This window comes from Mycobacterium sp. (genome assembly GCF_019247615.1).
Taxonomy (GTDB): Bacteria; Actinomycetota; Actinomycetes; order Mycobacteriales; family Mycobacteriaceae; genus Mycobacterium.
Genome location: NZ_JAFBAT010000174.1, coordinates 1 through 20,260, shown reverse-complemented (window position 1 = coordinate 20,260; position 20,260 = coordinate 1). Strand labels below are relative to the sequence as shown.

At 68.8% G+C, this 20,260-nt stretch carries 19 protein-coding genes; 12 read left to right on the top strand and 7 right to left on the bottom strand.

Annotated features, from left to right (window positions below; genetic code table 11):
• The first annotated feature begins 91 nt into the window (after positions 1-91).
• Complete coding sequence (locus JO059_RS11725) at positions 92-811, top strand: ferritin-like fold-containing protein (protein ID WP_293318744.1); 720 nt, start codon at positions 92-94, stop codon at positions 809-811.
• A 53-nt stretch (positions 812-864) separates the two neighbouring features.
• Here JO059_RS11725 and JO059_RS11720 read toward each other — a convergent pair whose 3' ends face one another.
• Positions 865-1,575 carry an MmpS family transport accessory protein gene (locus JO059_RS11720; RefSeq protein ID WP_293318742.1) on the bottom strand — a complete coding sequence of 237 codons (711 nt, stop codon included), beginning with the start codon at positions 1,573-1,575 and terminating at the stop codon, positions 865-867.
• 193 nt (positions 1,576-1,768) lie between these two features.
• Between JO059_RS11720 and JO059_RS11715 the strand changes: the two genes are divergently transcribed.
• Positions 1,769-2,041, top strand: coding sequence for a DUF3107 domain-containing protein (locus tag JO059_RS11715; RefSeq protein WP_293318740.1), 273 nt, complete (start codon positions 1,769-1,771; stop codon positions 2,039-2,041).
• Here JO059_RS11715 and JO059_RS11710 read toward each other — a convergent pair.
• Complete coding sequence (locus JO059_RS11710) at positions 2,028-2,714, bottom strand: TetR/AcrR family transcriptional regulator (RefSeq protein WP_293318738.1); 687 nt, start codon at positions 2,712-2,714, stop codon at positions 2,028-2,030. The two genes, JO059_RS11715 and JO059_RS11710, sit on opposite strands and share 14 nt — an antisense overlap.
• A gap of 198 nt (positions 2,715-2,912) precedes the next feature.
• Between JO059_RS11710 and JO059_RS11705 the strand changes: the two genes are divergently transcribed.
• From JO059_RS11705 to JO059_RS11695, 3 genes are all read left to right on the top strand, one after another.
• On the top strand, positions 2,913-3,947 hold the full coding sequence (locus JO059_RS11705; protein WP_293318736.1) for a DUF3152 domain-containing protein: 1,035 nt from the start codon (positions 2,913-2,915) through the stop codon (positions 3,945-3,947).
• A 115-nt stretch (positions 3,948-4,062) separates the two neighbouring features.
• Positions 4,063-5,250, top strand: a complete 1,188-nt coding sequence (moeZ, locus tag JO059_RS11700; protein WP_293318734.1) for an adenylyltransferase/sulfurtransferase MoeZ — start codon at positions 4,063-4,065, stop codon at positions 5,248-5,250.
• Between the two features lie 111 nt (positions 5,251-5,361).
• On the top strand, positions 5,362-6,216 hold the full coding sequence (locus JO059_RS11695; protein ID WP_293318732.1) for a TIGR02569 family protein: 855 nt from the start codon (positions 5,362-5,364) through the stop codon (positions 6,214-6,216).
• Here JO059_RS11695 and JO059_RS11690 read toward each other — a convergent pair.
• Genes JO059_RS11690 through JO059_RS11680 form a run of 3 tightly spaced genes read right to left on the bottom strand, consistent with a single transcriptional unit; the run spans position 6,213 to position 7,541 of the window.
• Entirely contained in the window at positions 6,213-6,521 is a 309-nt protein-coding gene (locus JO059_RS11690; protein WP_293318730.1) for an MGMT family protein, read from the bottom strand. The two genes, JO059_RS11695 and JO059_RS11690, sit on opposite strands and share 4 nt — an antisense overlap.
• 2 nt (positions 6,522-6,523) lie before the next feature.
• Positions 6,524-7,309 (bottom strand): alpha/beta hydrolase, encoded by a 786-nt coding sequence (locus JO059_RS11685; RefSeq protein ID WP_293318728.1) that lies wholly within the window; start codon positions 7,307-7,309, stop codon positions 6,524-6,526.
• A 25-nt stretch (positions 7,310-7,334) separates the two neighbouring features.
• Positions 7,335-7,541 carry a hypothetical protein gene (locus JO059_RS11680; RefSeq protein WP_293318726.1) on the bottom strand — a complete coding sequence of 69 codons (207 nt, stop codon included), beginning with the start codon at positions 7,539-7,541 and terminating at the stop codon, positions 7,335-7,337.
• A gap of 145 nt (positions 7,542-7,686) precedes the next feature.
• Between JO059_RS11680 and JO059_RS11675 the strand changes: the two genes are divergently transcribed.
• The 4 genes from JO059_RS11675 to nudC all read left to right on the top strand — a co-directional run bounded on the left by JO059_RS11675 (position 7,687) and on the right by nudC (position 16,352).
• A complete protein-coding gene (locus tag JO059_RS11675) occupies positions 7,687-10,827 on the top strand; it encodes an ATP-dependent DNA helicase (RefSeq protein ID WP_293318724.1) in 3,141 nt (1,046 codons plus the stop codon).
• Entirely contained in the window at positions 10,824-14,141 is a 3,318-nt protein-coding gene (locus tag JO059_RS11670; RefSeq protein WP_293318722.1) for an ATP-dependent DNA helicase, read from the top strand. Before JO059_RS11675 ends, JO059_RS11670 begins: the two co-directional genes overlap by 4 nt.
• Positions 14,142-14,235: 94 nt before the next feature.
• Complete coding sequence (locus JO059_RS11665; RefSeq protein ID WP_293318720.1) at positions 14,236-15,306, top strand: potassium channel family protein; 1,071 nt, start codon at positions 14,236-14,238, stop codon at positions 15,304-15,306.
• A 113-nt stretch (positions 15,307-15,419) separates the two neighbouring features.
• Positions 15,420-16,352, top strand: coding sequence for an NAD(+) diphosphatase (nudC, locus tag JO059_RS11660; RefSeq protein WP_293318835.1), 933 nt, complete (start codon positions 15,420-15,422; stop codon positions 16,350-16,352).
• Between the two features lie 5 nt (positions 16,353-16,357).
• Here nudC and mrx1 read toward each other — a convergent pair whose 3' ends face one another.
• On the bottom strand, positions 16,358-16,612 hold the full coding sequence (mrx1, locus tag JO059_RS11655) for a mycoredoxin Mrx1 (protein ID WP_293318718.1): 255 nt from the start codon (positions 16,610-16,612) through the stop codon (positions 16,358-16,360).
• Between the two features lie 101 nt (positions 16,613-16,713).
• On the opposite strand from mrx1, the gene JO059_RS11650 reads away from it, so the two are divergent.
• The 3 genes from JO059_RS11650 to JO059_RS11640 all read left to right on the top strand — a co-directional run bounded on the left by JO059_RS11650 (position 16,714) and on the right by JO059_RS11640 (position 19,498).
• On the top strand, positions 16,714-18,825 hold the full coding sequence (locus tag JO059_RS11650; protein WP_293318716.1) for an ATP-dependent DNA helicase UvrD2: 2,112 nt from the start codon (positions 16,714-16,716) through the stop codon (positions 18,823-18,825).
• 98 nt (positions 18,826-18,923) lie between these two features.
• Positions 18,924-19,073, top strand: coding sequence for a hypothetical protein (locus JO059_RS11645; RefSeq protein WP_293318714.1), 150 nt, complete (start codon positions 18,924-18,926; stop codon positions 19,071-19,073).
• Between the two features lie 134 nt (positions 19,074-19,207).
• Positions 19,208-19,498 (top strand): WhiB family transcriptional regulator, encoded by a 291-nt coding sequence (locus JO059_RS11640; RefSeq protein WP_293318712.1) that lies wholly within the window; start codon positions 19,208-19,210, stop codon positions 19,496-19,498.
• Positions 19,499-19,505: 7 nt separating this feature from the next.
• Here the strand turns inward: JO059_RS11640 and JO059_RS11635 are convergent.
• Positions 19,506-20,260, bottom strand: a 755-nt coding sequence (locus JO059_RS11635; RefSeq protein WP_293318710.1) for an AarF/UbiB family protein, incomplete at its 5' end; no start/stop codon positions are given.

Below are 20,260 nucleotides of genomic sequence, written 5' to 3'. Positions count from 1 at the left end.
GTCGAAGAAATACAGCCAATACCTACCTGCATGATAGCTGGTCGACAACTGGCGCCCATTTTCCGCTAAGCCCGGCGACTAGAGTGTTGCCATGACCCGGCCCACCTGGAAGCCCGCATCCCCCGGCCAGGAAGCCGACCAGGTAGACGATTCCGCCGCCTCGCGGCTGTCGGCTGATCACCCGGGCGTCAACGAATTGTTCGCGGTGCTGGCATACGGCGAGATCGCGGCGTTCTACCGGCTCACCGACGAGGCGCGAATGGCGCCCGATCTGCGCGGACGGATCTCGATGGCCAGCATGGCCGCCGCCGAGATGCAGCACTACGAGCTGCTGCGCGACGCCCTGGAAAGCCGCGGTGTCGACGTGGTGGCGGCGATGTCGAAATACGTCTCGGCGCTGGAAAACTACCACCGGCTGACGATGCCGAGTACGTGGCTGGAAGCTTTGGTGAAGACTTACGTCGGCGACGCCCTGGCGGCGGACCTTTACCTCGAGCTCGCCGATGGCCTGCCCGACGAGGTCGCCGATGTGGTGCGCGCGGCCCTGTCGGAGACCGGGCATTCGCAGTTCGTCGTCGCCGAAGTTCGCGCCGCCGTCACCGCCAGCGGGAAACAGCGCAGCCGGCTGGCGCTGTGGTCTCGTCGCCTGTTCGGCGAAGCGATCACCCAGGCTCAGTACGTGTTGGCCGAGCACGACGAGCTGGTCGACCTGGTGGTGTCCGGTCCCGCTGGTCTGGGCCAGCTCGGCGCGTTCTTCGACCGCCTGCAGCAGACACACGACCGGCGGATGCGCGAACTGGGTCTGAGTTGAACCGATGTCGGCGCTGAACGCATATCGGGCTGAACCGATATCGGGCTATCCGGTCACCGCGTGCAGGTCGCCAGGGCTCCGTTGTTGGTCGATGCCCGTACCGTCTGGCCGGCGGCATTGACGATCGCGCAGTTGAGCCGGCCGTAGAAACTGGTTGCGACCACCGACTCGGTCTGGACGCCGGGGTTCAGGACAACGACCTTCGACCACGGCAGAGAGACGTTGAACTCGGTCTGCGGGTAGCCCCGGGCGTCGGTGTACACCACGTTGACCAGGTCCAGGAGCTGTTTGGTCCCCGCAACGGTGTAGACGACGGTGCGCGGATTCAGCAGTGGCGAAGGTGGCGAGGTCGTCGGCGCGGGCGCGGCGCTCGGCGGCAACGTGGGCTGCGTGCTTGGCGGGGTCACGGTGGTAACGGTCTCGGGCGGTAACTGTGGCGCGCGCGTGGCGCTGGGTACCGGGCTGGGAGACGCGCTGGGAGGGGCGCTGGGTGTGGCGGACGTCCGGGGCGCGGAAGGAGCGGACGTCAGGGGAGCCGGTGGCCCGACAGTCGCCTTCGTCGTTGCGCTGTCGCCGCTGTTGATGATCACGGCGGTGGCGATGGCGCCGAGGGCCACCACGACGCCCATGATTGCGGCGGCGGGCCGCCACCGGCCCTCGGGCGCCCAGGTGGATTCGCCGTAGCCGTCCTCGTCGTCGGCTCCGCCGTAAAGCTCGTCGTCGTCGGGGTAGTCATGGACCCGGCCGATGCGATCGGTGACCATGTTCATAATGGTGCCGATGTTACTGACGTGAACGATGAGCACTCGGTGGCCAGCGGCATCTTGGCTCAGTTGGGAGCCAATCGTTACCGTCCCGCCGCCCGTTTCGCGGACCGCGAACCACCGGAGCCCTCCGCGTCCACTAGCCTGCTGCTGACACGCCTGACGACTTCGAAGCCAACGGAAGGGGCCACCCGTGGAGGTCAAGATCGGTATCACGGATAGTCCGCGCGAACTGGTCTTCTCCAGTACGCAGACGCCCGCCGAAGTCGAAGAACGGGTGGCCGCCGCGGTCCGCGAAGGCTCGGGCCTGCTCAGCCTGAGCGACGAGCGGGGCCGTCGGTTCCTGGTTCAGGCCGTGAAGATCGCGTACGTCGAGATCGGTGTCGCCGACGCGCGCCGGGTCGGCTTCGGAATCGGGGTGGAATCCGTCGCCCGCGCCGCGGGAAAGGCCGCTAAGAGCGAGTAAGCGGCACGTGCGACAGCCCGCCCCAGGCGAACTGGACGGTGCCCTCGACGGCGTCCGATTTGGAAATCGGACGGTCGGAGTCCAGCCAATATCTGGCGCAGTCGACGCTGATGCCGACCAGCCCCACGGCGATCATGCGGGCCCGGTGCGGGTCCAGCCCGGAATCCTCGCTGATCAGGGCGAAAACAGCGTCGGTGCACGACTCGGTCGCGACGCGCACCTGCGCGGCCACCTCGGGCTCGGTGACAAAGTCGTTCTCGAAGATCAGCCGGTAGCCCTGGCTGTCATGCTCGATGAAGTCGAAGAAGGCCTGCACCGCGGCGTGCAACCGCTGCCGGTTGTCGGTGGTGGTGCTCAACGCCTGCTGCACGCCGGAGACCAGGTTTTCGACGTGGCGCTGCAGCACCGCCAGATACAGTTCGAGCTTGCTCGAAAAGTGTTGGTATAGAACGGGTTTGCTAACTCCGGCCCGGTCAGCGATCTCGTCCATACCGGCCGCGTGGTATCCGTGGTCGACGAAGACGTCGCTGGCAACAACCAGCAGTTGGCCACGACGCTCGTCGCGCGGCAACCGGTTGCCGCGGCGGCTGGCGGCCGCCATCCCGTCCGCCGGCCGAGTTCGCTCGACCGGTTTGACGGCACGTCGTGCCGCTGCCTTGGCGAGATCGCTCATCGAGTCCTCATCTGATCGTGGGCAACTGGCCGCCGGACCCCCCGGGGCCAGCCACGCACCGCTCGTCGCAACGACATTACTACCCGCGACGCTTTTTCGACCGTCATCGCCGCCGTCGCCGCTGGCAGAAACGGTGACGGGCGGCGCATTAGGGCGCGCCGGGGGCGGCCGCGGTGTCGGCTGTGCAATCCTGGGGAAATGACGCGTCAGCGGCCTGTGCATGGCACCGGTCCGGTCCCCATGCTGCGCGACGACTGGCGGGAACCACTTCGGGCCCTGCGTGACCCCGTCGCGCACGAAGCCGGACGGGCCAGGGCCGACCGCGACCGACAGCGCCAATGGCGCAAGCAGACATGGCTGGGACGCTTCGTCTCCACCTACGGCTGGCGCGCTTACGCATTGCCGGTGCTCGTCGTCATCACCGCACTGGTCATCTACCAGACGGTGACCGGCACCAGCGCGCCGAAACCGGCGGCCAGCCAACCCATTCAGGGTCCGCCGGACATCACGGCGGTGGGCACCGCGATCATCGACGCACCACCCCGCGGGCTCGCGGCCTTCGACGCCAATCTGCCGGCCGGGACGCTCCCGGACGGCGGCCCCTTCACCGAGGCGGGCAACAAAACCTGGCATGCCGTTGCGGGCACCACGCCACAGGTCGGGCAGGGCACCGCCCGAGTGGTGCGGTACACCGTCGAAGTCGAAAACGGCATCGACCCCACGATGTTCGGCGGCGACAACGCCTTCGCCGAGATGGTCGACCAGACGCTGGCCAATCCCAAGGGCTGGACACACAATCCGCAGTTCGCATTCGTCCGGATCGACGGAAACGCGGGCGGCAAACCCGATTTGCGTATTTCGCTGGTGTCACCGGTGACGGTGCGCGAGGGCTGCGGCTACGAATTCCGGTTGGAAACCTCTTGCTACAACCCGGTATACGGGCTAGACCGGCAGGCGCGGGTGTTCATCAACGAGGCGCGCTGGGTGCGTGGCGCCGTGCCTTTCGAGGGCGACGTCGGTTCCTACCGTCAGTACGTCATCAACCACGAGGTCGGCCACGCCATCGGATACGTGCGACACGAGCCCTGCGCGCAGCAAGGTGGCCTGGCGCCCGTGATGATGCAGCAGACCTTCTCCACGTCGAACGACGACGCCGCCAAGTTCGACCCCGATTTCGTCAAGGCAGACGGGAAAATCTGCCGATTCAACCCCTGGCCGTATCCGATCGCCTGAAGCTCGCGAGCAGCTGCTGCAGGCCGGGCAGGGGAAGTAACCGCGGATGTTTGCCGTTGATGCCGGCAACTGTTGTGATGGATAGAGCCGACGAAAGCTACCGAGGAGATGTTCGGTGTCGACGCCCCAGACATCATTGCGGCCACTGGTCGAGCCCGCGCCCGAGCTGAGTCGCGATGAGGTGGCCCGCTATAGCCGCCATCTGATCATTCCCGACCTCGGGGTCGACGGTCAGAAGCGGCTCAAGAACGCCCGGGTGCTGGTCATCGGCGCCGGGGGGCTGGGCGCACCCGCGTTGCTCTACCTGGCGGCCGCGGGCGTCGGCACCATCGGCATCGTGGACTTCGACGTCGTCGACGAGTCGAACCTGCAGCGTCAGATCATCCATGGCGTGGCTGACGTCGGACGGTCCAAGGCCCAGTCGGCGCGCGACTCGATCCTGGCCATCAACCCGTTGGTCCAGGTGCGACTGCACGAGTTCCGGCTGGAGCCCGGCAACGCCGTCGAGCTGTTCGGTGAATACGACTTGATCATTGACGGCACCGACAACTTCGCCACCCGCTATCTGGTCAACGACGCCGCGGTGCTGGCTGCAAAGCCGTATGTGTGGGGATCCATCTATCGATTCGAGGGCCAGGTGTCGGTGTTCTGGGAGGACGCCCCGGATGGGAGCGGCCTGAACTACCGCGACCTGTATCCGGAGCCGCCGCCGCCCGGGCTGGTGCCGTCCTGCGCGGAGGGTGGCGTGCTGGGGATAACCTGCGCCTCCATCGCTTCGGTGATGGGCACCGAGGCGATCAAGCTCATCACCGGGATCGGCGAACCGCTGCTCGGTCGGTTGCTGATCTACGACGCGCTGGAGATGACGTACCGCACGATCAAGATCCGCAAGGACCCGTCGACACCGAGGATCACCGAACTGATCGACTACGAGCGATTCTGCGGTGCGGTGTCCGAAGCCGCCGCCGAGGCGACGATGGGCTCGACCATCACCCCGCGGGAGTTGCGGGAGTTGCTGGACTCCGGCAAGAAGCTGGCCCTGATCGACGTTCGCGAGCCTGTGGAGTGGGACATCAACCACATCGACGGCGCCCAGCTGATCCCGAACTCGTTGATCAGTTCCGGCGAGGGCCTGGCGCAGCTGCCACACGACCGCAAGGCGGTGCTCTACTGCAAGACGGGCGTGCGTTCGGCCGAGGCGCTGGCCGCGGTGAAGAAGGCCGGTTTCTCCGACGCCGTTCATTTGCAGGGCGGCATCGAGGCATGGGCCCAACAGGTGCAGCCCGACATGGTGATGTACTGACGCGGCGACCCGCCGCGCCCGGCTATGCCGCGCCGCGCCCGGCTATGCCGCGCCGCGCCCGGCTTCGCCGCGCTTGCGGTCGCCGCTGGTGGGCTCGTTTAGGCTACCGGTGTGACAGTCGAGCCACCGCCGGACCATGTGCTGGCGGCGTTCGGCTTGACCGGCGTGCAGCCCATTGCCCTGGGCAGCAACTGGGAGGGCGGCTGGCGATGCGGCGAAGTCGTCCTGTCGATCGTCGCCGACCATGCCCGGGCCGCGTGGTCGGCCCGCGTGCGGGAGACGTTGTTCGTGGACGGGGTCCGGTTGGCCCGGCCGGTTCGCTCGACCGACGGCCGATACGTGGTTTCCGGCTGGCGGGCGGACACCTTCGTCGCAGGCACGCCGGAACCCCGTCATGACGAAGTCGTGTCGGCGGCGGTCCGGCTGCACGAGGCGACCGGCAAATTGGAGCGGCCACGCTTCCTGACACAGGGGCCCACGGCGCCCTGGGGCGAAGTCGATGTTTTCATCGCCGCCGACCGCGCCGCCTGGGAGGAGCGGCCATTGCAGTCGGTGCCGCCGGGCGCGCGGACGGCCCCGCCGTCGGCCGATGCCGAGCGATCCATCGAGTTGATCAACCAGCTCGCCACCTTGCGCCGGCCGACCAGGAGTCCCAACCAGCTGGTGCACGGAGACCTTTACGGCACAGTGCTTTTCATCGGCACCGCGGCCCCCGGGATCACCGACATCACGCCCTACTGGCGGCCGGCTTCGTGGGCCGCGGGGGTGGTCGTCGTCGACGCGCTGTCCTGGGGCGACGCCGATGACGGCCTCATCGAGCGCTGGAATGCGCTGCCCGAATGGCCGCAGATGTTATTGCGGGCGTTGATGTTTCGGCTGGCCGTCCACGCGCTGCACCCGCGGTCGACGGCCGAGGCATTCCCCGGCCTGGCTCGGACCGCCGCGCTGATCCGTCTGGTGCTCTAACCGCGGAGCGGGAACTCGTAGCGAACTTCGCCCAGCGCGATCCTTCCGTCGACGGCCAGCACGCCTTCGGCGCGGAGCAACTCCAGCTGCCGGGTGGTCAGGTGCCGCGCGGGCCGCCCGGAGGCGGTGATGACGCGGTGCCAGGGCAAGTCCGAGGAGTCGGTCCGCATGATCCATCCGACGATACGCGGACTGGAAAGCCCAGCGGCACGGGCGATGTCGCCGTAGGTGACGACGTTCCCGGACGGGATCGAAGCGACCAGCGAACGTACCAGTTCTACTTGCTCGTCGGTCACCGGCGCCACGGTCAGTGGTTCGTCAACAGCTCGCGGACAAGTTCCGCTACTTCCGTGGGCCTGGCATGGGGCACCATGTGGTTGCAGTCGTAGTCCACCAGCGCGAAATCGCGTCCGAGGCGCTCGCGCAGCCCGTCGATCAGTTCGTTGCTGACATAGGGCGGCGAAGTCTGCTTCGCCCGCACCAGCGTCGTCGCCGTTCCGGGTGGCGGGAACACGATATCGCGTGCCAGCTCACTCCAGTAGGACATCATGGCCGGCATGCTGACACGCCATCGGTACCGCCCGCCCGGGAGCCTGACGAGGTGTTCGGCGATCTCGGTCTCGAGCAGCCCCGCCTCGACGTCCGCCCAGGAACCGGTCGCCTTCTCCGCGCGGGCCTGCTCGGGGTTCGGGTAGTCGGGGGAGGAGAACATCCCGTCGGCGATCTCGCGCATCCACGTGCCGTCCAACCCGACCGCCGGATCGAGGAGCAGCAGCGCCGCCACCAGGTCCGGGCGAACGGCGGCCAGGTGCAATGCGAGCGCGCCGCCAAACGAGTGGCCGACCACCAGCACCGGTGTGTCGGCCTCGTCGTCGAGCAGTCTCGCCAGCGCCGTGGCGTTGGTGTCAATGGTCCACGGCGCCGCCCACGATGACCTGCCGTGGCCCAGCAAATCCGGCGCGGCGATGGCGATTTCGGGCAAGTGGCCCGCCAGCTGTCGCCAGCGCCCCCCGTAGCCGGTCAGCCCATGAATGGCAAGCACCCGTACCGGACCGGCCGGACCGTAGCGGTGCACGTGAACGTCGGCGCTCACCACGTTCCCCGATTCCGTGCCGGGTTCAGTGATCGTCGCCCCACTCGTCGTCGGCCGGGACGATGAACGCCTGCTCGATCACGTCGGCTTCATTGGCATCGCGATCCGCGGCGTCGGCGTTCAGATACTCGGTGTCCAAGCCGGCCTCCTCGGAATCGATCGCCAGCAGTTGTTCCACCGCGTCCGCTTCGGGCACCCCGTCATCCGGGCCGACACCCTCGACGTCGTTCACGACTCCAATTCCTCCTTAACTGCTTAACCGCCCGGCGTTGCCCCGGGTGTTTCGGCGTTCCCTCATCCAGTATCCGGGTCCGATGGCCGCTTGCCCGGACGGGCTGCAACGGTCCGATGTCAGACCCTAGTGATTGCATGCAGCCATGTCACACTCCTGGGATCTGGAGGCGCGGGCCGTCCTGGCGCCGGACCTGCGCGGCCTGGTGCGTGTGCTGGGCGGCCCGGGCACCGGCAAGAGCAGCCTGCTGATCGACGCCGCGATCGCCCGAATCGGTGCCGGCGCGGAGCCGGAATCCGTTCTGCTGCTTTCCGGTTCGGGTCGGATCGGTATGCGCGCGCGCACCGCCTTGACGAGCGCGTTGCTGCGCTCGGTTCCGGCTGATTCCGGCCGATCCGCCGTTCGCGAGCCCGTGGTGCGCACCGTGCACAGCTACGCGTACGCCGTCCTGCGGCGGGCCGCAGAGCGTGCCGGCGATGCCGCCCCGCGGCTGGTCACCAGCGCCGAACAGGACGCGATCATCCGGGAGCTGCTGGCCGGCGACCTCGAAGACGGACCGTGCGCGGCCAGCGGATGGCCGCCCCACCTGTGGCCCGCCCTGAGCACCGCCGGCTTCGCCAACGAACTGCGGAACCTCTTGGCGCGCTGCGCCGAACGCGGCGTCGACCCCCAGGAACTCGAGCGGTTGGGCCGTCGGCGGGGGCGTGCGGAATGGGCCGCCGCCGGTCGGTTCGCGCGCCAGTACGAGCAGGTGATGTTGCTCCGGGCTGCCGTCGGCACGGGGGCGCCGCACACGACGACGCGGGCGTTGGGTGCCGCCGAACTCGTGGGTGCCGCGCTGGAGGCGTTCGCGGTCGACCCGGAGCTGCTGGCGGCGGAACGCGCCCGCGTCCGCGTCTTGCTGATCGACGACGCCCAGCAGCTCGACCCGCAAGCGGCGCGCCTGGCTCGGGTGCTGGCCGCAGGCACTGACGCGACCCTGGTCGCGGGGGACCCGCACCAAGCGGTGTTCGGTTTCCGGGGCGGCGACGCCTCCGGGTTGCTCGCCGGTGACTCGCCCTCGGTGATGCTGACGACGTCGCACCGGTGTGCGCCGGCCGTCGCACGGGCGGTCAGCCGCGTCGCGCTGCGATTGCCGGGTGGCAACGGCGGCAGGCACATTGACGGCACCGGAGAGGAGGGATCGGTCGCGGTGCGCCTGGCCGCTTCGGCTCATGCGGAGGCAGCGCTGATCGCCGACGCGTTGCGGCGTGCGCACCTGATCGACGGGGTGCCCTGGTCGCAGATGGCGGTCATCGTGCGGTCGGTGCCGCGGGTCGGGGCCCGGTTGCCGCGAGCCTTGGCTGCGGCCGGAATTCCGCTGGCGACAGCCCCGGTGAGCGGACCGTTGGCCCGCGAGCCCGCGGTCGGGGCGCTGCTCACCGTCCTGGCGGCCACCGCCGACCGGCTGGACAGCGACCGGGCGCTGACATTGTTGACCGGTCCCATCGGTCGCGTCGACCCGGTGTCGCTTCGCCAGCTGGGCCGAAGCCTGCAGCCCACGAACACCGCGCCCGGGCCGCGCGACATTGGAGATCTCCTGGTCGAGGCACTGAACGGTGACGCGGCGTCCCCCGCAGCGCGGTCGCGCCCACTGCAGCGGGTGCGTGCCGTGCTGGGTGCCGCCGCGCGCTGTCATCGCGCAGGTAAAGATCCGCGCTACACCCTCTGGGCCGCATGGCACCGGTCGGGGCTGCAGCGTCGCTGGCTGACGGCCATCGAGTGCGGCGGCCCCCTGGGCGCCCAGGCGGCCAAGGACCTGGAGGCGGTGACCGCCTTGTTCGACGTCACCGATCTCTACGTCTCACGCACGCCCGGTGCGTCGTTGCGCGGACTGATCGACCACGTCGCCGGGCTGCGACTGCCCACCGCCAACCCCGAGCCGATGGCTGACGCGGAGCAGGTCAGGGTGCTCAGCGCGCACGCAGCACTCGGGCACGAATGGGATTTCGTGGTCATCGCCGGGCTGCAGGAAGGGTTGTGGCCCAACACAATTCCACGCGGGGGCGTGCTGGCCACCCAGCGGTTGCTCGACGCCGTGGACGGGGTGACGCAGGACGCCTCGATGCGGGCGCCGCTGCTGGCCGAGGAGCGCAGGCTGCTGGTGGCGGCGATGGGCCGGGCGCGGCGCCGGTTGTTGGTGACCGCCGTGGACAGCGACACGGACGGGCCGGGCCGCGTGGCTGCGCTGCCGTCGGCATTCTTCTACGAGATCGCGCAGTCCGCGGTTGGGAAGGTTGAACCGGTTGCCGTGCAACCTGATTCGGCACCGCCGGTGTTGTCCGCCGCGGCGCTGGTGGGCGGGCTCCGCGGTGTCGTGTGCGCGCCGGCGGGAGCCGTCGACGACGCCGTTCGTGATCGCGCGGCACACCATTTGGCTCGGTTGGCGAATGCCGGTGTGGCTGGCGCCGATCCGGCCGGCTGGCATGGCCTGCTGCCGGTCAGCACAGCCGAGCCGCTGCGAGGAGCCGGCGACCCCGTCACGTTGACCCCGTCGACCCTGCAGGCGCTCAACGAATGCCCGCTGCGGTGGCTGGCCGAACGACACGGCGGCACCAACGGACGCGATCTGCGGTCCACCGTCGGCTCGGTGTTGCATGCCCTGATCGCACAACCCGACACAAGTGAATCGGACTTACGCGCCGGGCTCGAGCGGGCCTGGAAGCACCTGCCGTTCGAAGCCGACTGGCATGCCGCGAACGAGTTGGAGCGGCACCGCGCGATGGTTGACGCGTTCGTCGAATGGCGGGCGCAGTCCCGAACCCAGTTGACCGAAGTCGGTGTCGAGGTTGAGGTCGACGGAATTCTCGAAACCATGCGCCCTGGCGGGGGCCGAATCCGGGTGCGCGGCCGGATCGATCGGCTGGAGAGAGACGGCGCCGGCCGGCTGGTGATCGTCGACCTCAAAACCGGAAAGACACCGGTCAGCAAGGACGACGCCCAACACCACGCGCAACTGGCCATGTACCAGTTGGCGGTGGACGAAGGCTTGCTGGGCGCCGCCGAGGAGCCCGGGGGCGGCCGGCTCGTTTACCTCGGCCGGGTGGGCGCTGCGGGAGCCACGGTCCGCGAGCAGGACCCGATGACAGCCGGCGCCCGCGACGAATGGCGCGACCTGGTTCGGGCGGCGGCGGAGGCGACGGCGGGCCCACAGTTCATCGCCCGGCGCAACGACGGCTGCGCGCACTGCCCGGTGCGGCCATCCTGCCCCGCCCACGTCGATTCGGAACTGGGGGGACCGCGTTGAAGGCCCGCTACAGCCCGGCCGAATTAGCTTGCGCGCTAGGGCTTTTCCCGCCCACGACAGAGCAGGCCGCGGTTATTGCGGCGCCGCCGGGCCCACTGGTGGTCATCGCGGGGGCCGGGGCCGGCAAAACCGAGACGATGGCCGCGCGGGTGGTGTGGTTGGTCGCCAACGGTTACGCCGAACCCGGCCAGGTGCTGGGGCTGACGTTCACCCGCAAGGCGACGGGCCAGCTGCTGCGCCGGGTTCGTTCCCGGCTGGCCCGGCTGGCCGGCATCGGCTTGGCCCCAACCAACCCCACCGCGCCGGAAGCCGAACCGTTGGGCGCCCCCGCGGTCAGCACCTACCACGCGTTCGCCGGCTCGCTCCTGCGTGACTATGGCCTGTTGCTGCCCGTCGAGCCGGACACCCGGCTACTCGGCGATACCGAGCTGTGGCAGTTCGCTTTCGACGTGGTCAACGGCTACCGCGGCAGCCTGCGCACCGACAAGACGCCCGCGCTGGTCACCTCGATGGTGCTGCGGCTGTGGGGCCAGTTGGCAGAGCACCTCGTGGACACCCGGCAGCTCTGCGATACGCACGTCGAACTCGAACGGCTGATCCGGGCCCTGCCGGCCGGTCCGTACCAGCGCGATAGTGGACCCGGCCAGTGGCTGCTGCGGCTGCTGGCGACGCAGACCGAGCGTGCCGAGCTGGTGCCGCTGCTCGACGCACTGCACGAGCGCATGCGCGCGGCGAAGGTGATGGACTTCGGTCTGCAGATGGCGTATGCCGCACGGCTTGCGGTGGCCTTCCCGCAGGTCGGTCGGGACCTGCGGAGCCGCTACCGGGTTGTGCTGCTCGATGAGTACCAGGACACGGGGCACGCTCAGCGCATCGCACTGTCGGCCCTCTTCGGGGGCGGCTCCGAGGTCGCAGACGAGGGGCTGGCGTTGACGGCCGTGGGCGATCCGATCCAGTCGATCTACGGCTGGCGGGGCGCCTCGGCGACCAATCTGCCACGGTTCAGCACGGACTTTCCCCGCTGGGATGGCGCCCCCGCGCCGGTGCTGGAACTGTCGACCAGCTGGCGCAATCCGCCGAGCGTCCTACAGGTGGCCAACGCCGTATCGGCCGAGGCGCGGCGGCGTTCCGTCGCGGTACACGCGCTGCGGCCACGTCCGGACGCCCCGCTCGGGACCGTCCGGTGCGCGCTGCTGGCGGATGTCAGGGCGGAAATCGAGTGGATCGCGGACCATCTCGCCGAGCAATACCAGCGAGCCCAGGCCGCAGGCGTCAGCCCTCCGACCGCGGCGGTGCTCGTTCGCCGAAACGCCGACGCCGCACCGATCGCCGATGCCCTGCGCGCGCGCGGAATCCCCGTCGAGGTGGTGGGTTTGGCCGGGCTGTTGTCCATCCCCGAGGTTGCCGACGTGGTGGCCATGCTGCGGCTGGTCGCCGACCCAACAGCCGGGACGGCGGCGATGCGGGTGTTGAGCGGTCCTCGATGGCGGCTCGGCGGTCGCGACATCGCGGCGTTGTGGCGGCGCGCGCTAGCCCTTGCTGGGCAGCAACCAGACGAGGCAGCGCTGTCGCCCGAATCGATCGCGATGGCGGCGGGACACTCGGGCGCCGACGCGGCGTGTCTCGCCGACGCGATAGCCGACCCCGGCCCGGCGGGCTTCTATTCGCCCGCAGGATATCGGCGCATCACAACGCTGGCCGGCGAATTGCGCGGCCTGCGGCGCCACCTCGGCCATTCCCTGCCGGACCTTGTCGCCGAGGTGCGCCGCGTGCTGGGGGTCGACTGCGAGGCCCGTGCCACAGCGGGCGTGTCCGCCAGCTGGTCGGGGGTGGAGCACCTCGACGCGTTCGCCGACGTCGTCGCCGGCTACGCCGATCGCGCAGGCGCCGCGACGGACGTGTCGCCCAGGGCACCGTTGGCATCGGTGGCCGGCCTGTTGGCCTACCTGGATGTCGCCGAGGTGGTCGAGAATGGTCTGCCGTCCGCCCCGCCGACGGTCGCGCGGGACCGCGTCCAGATCCTCACCGTGCACTCCGCTAAGGGTTTGGAGTGGGAGCTGGTCGCGGTGGCACACCTATCGGACGGAATCTTTCCGTCGACGACGTCACGGAGCACCTGGCTCACGGACGCCGGCCAGTTGCCGCCGCTGTTGCGCGGTGACCGCGCCTCGGAGGGCTCGTTGGGCGTTCCCGTGCTGGACACCTCGGCGGTCACGAATCGAAAGCAGTTGTCCGACAAGATCTTCGACCATCGTCGCCAGCTCGAGCAGCGGCGCATCGATGAGGAGCGCCGATTGCTATACGTGGCCATCACTCGGGCAGAGGACACGCTGCTGGTGTCCGGCCACCATTGGGGCTCCAGCGGGGTCAAGCCGCGGGGCCCCTCGGACTTCTTGTGCGAACTCAAGGCCGTCGTCGACCGTTCGGCCGCCGCAGGCGATCCCTGCGGGGTCGTGGAACGGTGGGCGCCCCCGCCCCCCGACGGGGAGCCAAACCCACTGCGCGACAGCGCTGTCGAAGCGATGTGGCCGGCGGACCCATTGGCCGCCCGTCGCACCGATGTCGAACGCGGGGCGGCCTTGGTGGTCAGGGCGATGTCGGCCGACAGTTGTGCCGCCGACAGCCGTGCTGGCGAAACCGAAATCGACGACTGGGCCGCCGACGTCGATGCGTTGCTTGCCGAGCGGGCACGTTCGGAGCCCGCGGCCACCCCCGCCCTGCCCAGCCAGTTGTCGGTCAGCGGTCTGGTAGACCTGGCGCGAGACCCGAAGGGTGCGGCGCAGCGATTGATGCGTCGAGTGCCGGCCCGTCCCGACCCTCATGCCTTGTTAGGCAACATGTTTCATGCCTGGGTCCAGCAGTTCTACGGCGCCGACAAGCTGTTCGACCTCGGCGACCTGCCCGGCGCGGCGGACGCCGACGTCGGCGATACCCCGGAATTGGCCGAGCTGCAGGCGGCGTTCCTCGAGTCGGCTTGGGCCGCAAGGACTCCCGTGGCGATTGAGGTGCCTTTCGAGATGCCGATCGGCGATACCATGGTGCGCGGCCGCATTGACGCGGTGTTCACCGACCCCGATGGCGATGTCACCGTCGTCGACTGGAAGACCGGCGAACCGCCGCGCGGCGCGGAAGTCAGGCGGCAGGCCGCGGTCCAGCTCGCGGTCTACCGCCTGGCCTGGGCGGCTTTGTCCGGCCTTCCGGAATCCTCAGTGCGGACGGCGTTCTATTACGTGCGTGCCGGCGTCACGGTCGATCCCGGCGAACTGCCCGATGCCGCTGCGCTTGCTGCGTTGTCGGTGGCGAGGGCCTTGTGACGTGCACCGCCCACCTTCTGGGTGGCCCGCCACCGCGGTTACATTTGAGTCGTGCGTGCCTCGTGCGCTGGCCCCAAGCCGATGATGGACCGCCGTGGGCAACGGTAGGTCACGCAAACTGAGCGGTCTCGATGAGACACTGACCGCCCAGCCGGGCCATCAGCTGGTTGGCATCCTGCGGATCCCCGAAGATCACCCCGGTCCCATCCGGGTAATCACCCGCCGGCTGGCGATCGCGCTGGTGGTGTTGGTCGGCGCTGCCGTCATCGTCTATTTGGACCCGAACGGCTACCGCGACGTGCGCGGCCAGCGCCTCCCTTTTCTGGATTGCTTGTACTTCGCGGCGGTGTCGCTGTCGACTACCGGGTACGGGGACATCACGCCATACACCGAAACCGCTCGGCTCGTCCACACCTTGATCTTTACGCCGCTGCGGATCGCGTTCCTGGCGGTGCTGGTCGGCACGACGCTCGAGGTGCTCTCCGAGCGGTCCCGCCAGGCGTGGAAGATCCAGCGTTGGAGGGGCAAAGTGCGTGATCACACGATCGTCGTCGGCTACGGCACCAAGGGGAAGACAGCCGTCGCAGCGATCCTCGGTGACGAGGCGGCTCAAGGTGAGGTCGTCGTCGTCGACACCGATCGGACCGCGCTCGAACACGCCGCGACAGCGGGCCTGGTGACCGTGCACGGCGATGCCACCAAGTCCGATGTGCTCCGCCTGGCGGGGGCGCGACACGCCGCTTCGATCGTCGTCGCCGCCAGCCGCGACGACACCGCCGTGTTGGTGACGTTGACGGCGCGAGAGCTTGCGCCCAAGGCCAAGATCGTGGCCTCGATCCGGGAGGCCGAGAACCAGCACCTGTTGCGGCAATCGGGCGCCGACTCGGTGGTGGTCTCCTCGGAAACCGCCGGTCGGCTGCTGGGCCTCGCCACCACCACGCCGAGCGTGGTGGAGATGATCGAGGACTTGCTGACGCCGGACGCGGGGCTGGCAATCGCCGAGCGCGAGGTCGAGCAGACGGAGGTCGGGGGATCTCCGCGGCATCTGCGCGACATCGTGCTCGGTGTGGTGCGCGACGGTCACCTGTTGCGCATCGGGGCGCCCGAGGTGGACGCCATTGAGGCCACCGACCGGCTGCTGTACATCCGAAGCGCGGGGCACTAGTGGCGACCGCAAGCGCGGCGGAGCCGGGCGCGGCCGGTCGCCACCGATCGGACCCAGTGGCGACCGCAAGCGCGGCGGAGCCGGGCGCGGCGGGTCGCCACACGTCGGACCTGATCGACTTCCGGCTGCGGGCTGTCCCGTTGCTGTCCCGCGTGGGCGCCGACCGCGCCGATAAGCTGCGCACCGATGTCGAGGCGGCGGCCGCGGGATGGGCCGACGCCGCCCTGCTGCGGGTGGATTCGCGCAATCAGGTTTTGATTGCCGACGGCCGGGTGCTGCTCGGCGCGGCGGCCGCGTTGGCGGACGAGCCGCCGCCGGAGGCGGTGTTCCTGGGCCGGATCGAGGGCGGCCGCCATGTCTGGGCCATCCGGAGTGCGCTGCAGGCGCCCGAGGATCCCGACGTGCAACCCGAGGTGGTGAACCTCCGCAGTCTTGGCCCGATCTTCGACGACACCAGCAGCCAACTGGTGTCGTCGGCCATCGCGCTGCTGAACTGGCATGACAGTGCACGCTTCAGTGCGCTCGACGGCTCACCGACCAGGCCGGCCAGGGCGGGCTGGTCACGGGTCAACCCGCTCACGGGCCAGGAGGAGTTCCCGCGCATAGACCCGGCGGTGATCTGCCTGGTCCACGACGGCGGTGACCGTGCGGTGCTGGCGCGGCAGGCGGTGTGGCCCGAGCGGATGTTTTCTCTGCTGGCCGGGTTTGTCGAAGCCGGCGAATCCTTCGAAGTCTGCGTGGCTCGCGAGATCCGCGAGGAAATCGGCCTGACCGTCCGAGACGTGCGTTATCTGGGCAGCCAGCCGTGGCCGTTTCCGCGTTCGCTCATGGTCGGTTTCCATGCGCTGGCCGACCCCGCCGAAGACTTCTCCTTCAACGACGGCGAGATTGCCGAGGCTAAGTGGTTCACCCGCGACGAGGTGCGGGCAGCGCTGCAAGCCGGCGATTGGAGCAACGCCAAACAGTCCAAGGAGTCGAAACTGCTGCTGCCCGGATCGATTTCGATCGCGAGGGTGATCATCGAATCCTGGGCCGCGCTCGACTGAGCCGCCTACCCGCCGACTTCGGCCAACTTGGCCTTGACCTGGGCCGCGCTTGGGTTGGTCAGCGTCGACCCGTCGGCGAACTTGACAGTCGGGACGGTCCGGTTGCCGCCGTTGACCGAACCGACGAACTCGGCCGCGGCCGGGTCTTGCTCGATGTCGACCTCGTCATAGGAGATTCCGTCGGAGTTGAGCACGGTCTTAAGCCGATGGCAGAAGCCACACCAGGACGTGGTGTAGACGGTCAGCGGAACATTGGTCATAGCCCACTCAACGCGACACGGTCATGGGGAGTTCCGAGACGGTGCGATTCAGGCGTGGCGCTGTAGCCGGTTTGTCGCCCACCACTGCCAAGATGGACGACATGCCAACGGTCGCAGACCCAATGACCGCCGGGCTGGACGACGAGCAGCGCGAAGCGGTGCTGGCTCCACGCGGACCGGTCTGTGTGCTCGCGGGCGCCGGAACGGGCAAGACCCGCACCATCACGCACCGGATCGCGCAGCTCATCGCGAGCGGCCATGTCGCGGCCGGGCAGGTGCTTGCCGTCACCTTCACCCAGCGCGCCGCGGGAGAGATGAGGTCAAGGTTGCGGGCCTTGGCCGCCGCCGCGCGCACCGGTTCCGATGTCGGCGCGGTACAGGCCTTGACCTTTCACGCCGCCGCGCACCGCCAGCTGCGCTACTTCTGGCCGCGGGTGGTCGGTGACACCGGCTGGCAGCTGCTCGACAGCAAGTTCGCCGTCGTGGCCAGGGCGGCCGGCCGCTGCCGCATCAACACGAGCTCGGATGACGTGCGCGACCTGGCCGGCGAGATCGAGTGGGCGAAGGCGTCCCTGATCGGCCCCGAGGAGTATCCATCCGCCGTCGCCGGCGCGGGCCGGGACATCCCGATGGACGCCGCGCAGGTCGCCGCCGTCTACTCCGCCTACGAGGTCCTGAAGGTCCGCGACGAATCGGTGACGCTGCTCGACTTCGACGACCTGCTGCTGCACACCGCGGCGGCGATCGAGAATGACGCCGGCGTGGCCGATGAGTTCCGGGATCGCTACCGCTGTTTCGTGGTCGACGAGTATCAGGACGTCACCCCGCTGCAACAGCGCGTGCTTTCGGCTTGGCTGGGCGATCGCGACGACCTGACCGTCGTCGGCGACGCCAACCAGACCATTTATTCGTTCACCGGGGCCACGCCGCGGTTCCTGCTGGAATTCTCGCGTCGGTTTCCGGACGCCACAGTGGTGCGCCTGGAACGCGACTACCGTTCGACGCCGCAGGTGGTGTCGTTGGCCAACCAGGTGATCGCCGCGGCCCGGGGCCGGGTCGCCGGCAGCAAGCTGCACCTGTCCGGCCAGCGTCCGCCCGGTCCGGCCCCGTCGTTTACTGAGCATCCCGACGAGACAGCCGAGGCCGCCGCGGTGGCCTCGTCGATCACCCGACTCGTCGAATCGGGCACTCCGCCATCCGAGATCGCGGTGCTCTACCGGGTAAACGCACAGTCCGAGGTCTACGAGGAGGCCTTGACCGAGGCGGGCATCACCTATCAAATTCGCGGCGGTGAGGGGTTTTTCAACCGCCAGGAGATCAAGCAGGCCCTCTTGGCGCTCCAGCGTGCTGCCGAACGCGGCGCGGCATTAGAAGGCCGTCCATTGCCCGACGTCGTGCGCGCGCTCCTGGAACCCCTCGGACTCACCGGCGAGCCACCGGCGGGCAGCCGGGCCCGGGATCGCTGGGATTCGTTGTCCGCGCTGGCCGAGCTGGTCGACGAAGAAGTGGCGCAGCGTCCGCGGCTCGACCTCCCCGGCTTGGTGGCCGAGCTCCGGATGCGCGCCGACGCCCGGCACCCGCCGGTGGTACAGGGCGTCACGCTGGCATCACTGCACGCCGCCAAGGGACTGGAGTGGGACGCGGTCTTCCTGGTCGGGTTGGCCGACGGCACCCTACCCATCTCGCACGCGTTGGCGCACGGCGCAGACAGCGAGGCCGTCGAGGAGGAGCGCCGGCTGCTCTACGTCGGCATCACGAGGGCGCGAGTGCATTTGGCGCTCAGCTGGGCCTTGGCGCGGAGCCCGGGGGGACGGCAGACGCGCAAGCCGTCGCGGTTCCTCAACGGCATCGCGCCGCAGGCGCGTGCCGATCCGGCGCCGGGAAAATCCCGACGCAGCCGCGGAACGCCAACACGCTGCCGGGTCTGCAACAACAGCCTGACGACGCCGGCTGCCATCATGCTGCGGCGTTGCGAAACGTGTGCGGGCGACGTCGACGAGGAGCTGTTGCTGCAGCTCAAGGCCTGGCGACTGGACGTCGCCAAGGAACAGAAGGTGCCCCCGTACATCGTGTTCTCCGACAACACGCTGATCGCCATCGCCGAGATGCTGCCGTCCGACGATGCGGCCCTCATCGCGATCCCGGGTATTGGCGCACGCAAGCTCGAGCAATACGGCCCGGACGTGCTGGGGTTAGTGCGTGGCCGCGCGTGAGGGGCAAACGTGCAGGTCAGAAAATTGATTGTCAGTCTTGCCTGCTACCGTCTACCCTCGAACCGCATACCGCTGCCGATGAGAGGAGGGTCGCCACGATGATCACCAACGCGTTTGGTGCAGGCGTGGCCACCGCGGTGCCGACCGCGGCGACCTCCCATGCCGCCCACGCCGCCGCGCCGGCGGCAGCGGTCAAGCACCGTGTCGCCGCCGCGACCGACGCGTCCGTGAATCGGGGTCATACCTAACTAGCCCGGTTTTTCCCACTGGCCACGGACCCGAAGTCAAGGATCCGTGGCCATAGTTTTGCGGTCGAAGCCCGCAGCCTGGTCCGGATCACAACAAACCAAAGCGCCCAGACCAGGAAGCAGGTGATGCCGACATGTCGGCACGGACCGTGCGAAGACAGTTGCTCCCGGAATTGCCGTGTCATCGCGGCGATCCGGATCTATGGTTCGCCGAGGCCCCGGCCGAGCTGGAGCGCGCCAAACGGCTGTGCGCGAGCTGCCCGATACGCCGCCAGTGCCTGGCCGCGGCGCTGCAGCGGGCCGAACCGTGGGGCGTGTGGGGCGGCGAGATCTTCGAGCGCGGTTCGATCGTCGGTTACAAGCGCCCGCGCGGACGTCCGCGCAAAGGCCGCAAAGACGCCCGCAAAGACGTTGAGGCCGCCTGAGGCGGTATCAGACGACGGCGGTATCGGGCTCGGCGAAACCGGGGACCAGCTCCTCGGACAGCGCCTTGATCGCCACATGGGCATCCAGCTGACACAGGATGGCCGACACCGACATGATCACCCGCATCGGGATCACCAGCTTGGGTGGAAGGTCCATCTGCCGGGCGGTCCTGATCTGTGACACCGACTTGTCCATCTCGATGGCGGTCATCTTCTGCAGCCACTTGCGGGTGTAGTGGAACACCTCGACCTCGATGGGTTCGACGTATTGGCGCAGCATCTCGTCGATGTCGCGCACCGACACCTGCTGGCCCTTCTGGATGAAACCGGCCTTCTCCATCGTCGGCAACAGCAGGTCGTAGTTCTTGTCGCGGGCCAACCGGATCGTCATTCCCAGTTCGATCGGCAAACCGCCCGGGAGCGGCGCGACCGCGCCGAAATCGATGACACCCATCCGGCCGTCGGGCAACAGCATGAAGTTGCCCGGGTGGGCGTCACCGTGCAGCATCCCGAGCCGGCGCGGCGCGTCGAAGGTGAGCTCGAGGAGCCGGGTGCCGATCAGGTCGCGCTGCTCGGTGGTCCCGTTGCGGATAATTTCGGCCATCGGCACGCCCTGCATCCACTCCTGGATCACCACCTTCGGCGCGCTGGCCACCACGTGTGGCACCGCGAAATGCGGGTGGTTGTGGTACGCCTTGGCGAATGCGCGCTGGTTGTCGGCTTCCAGCCGGTAGTCAAGTTCCATTTCGGTGCGCTCGATCA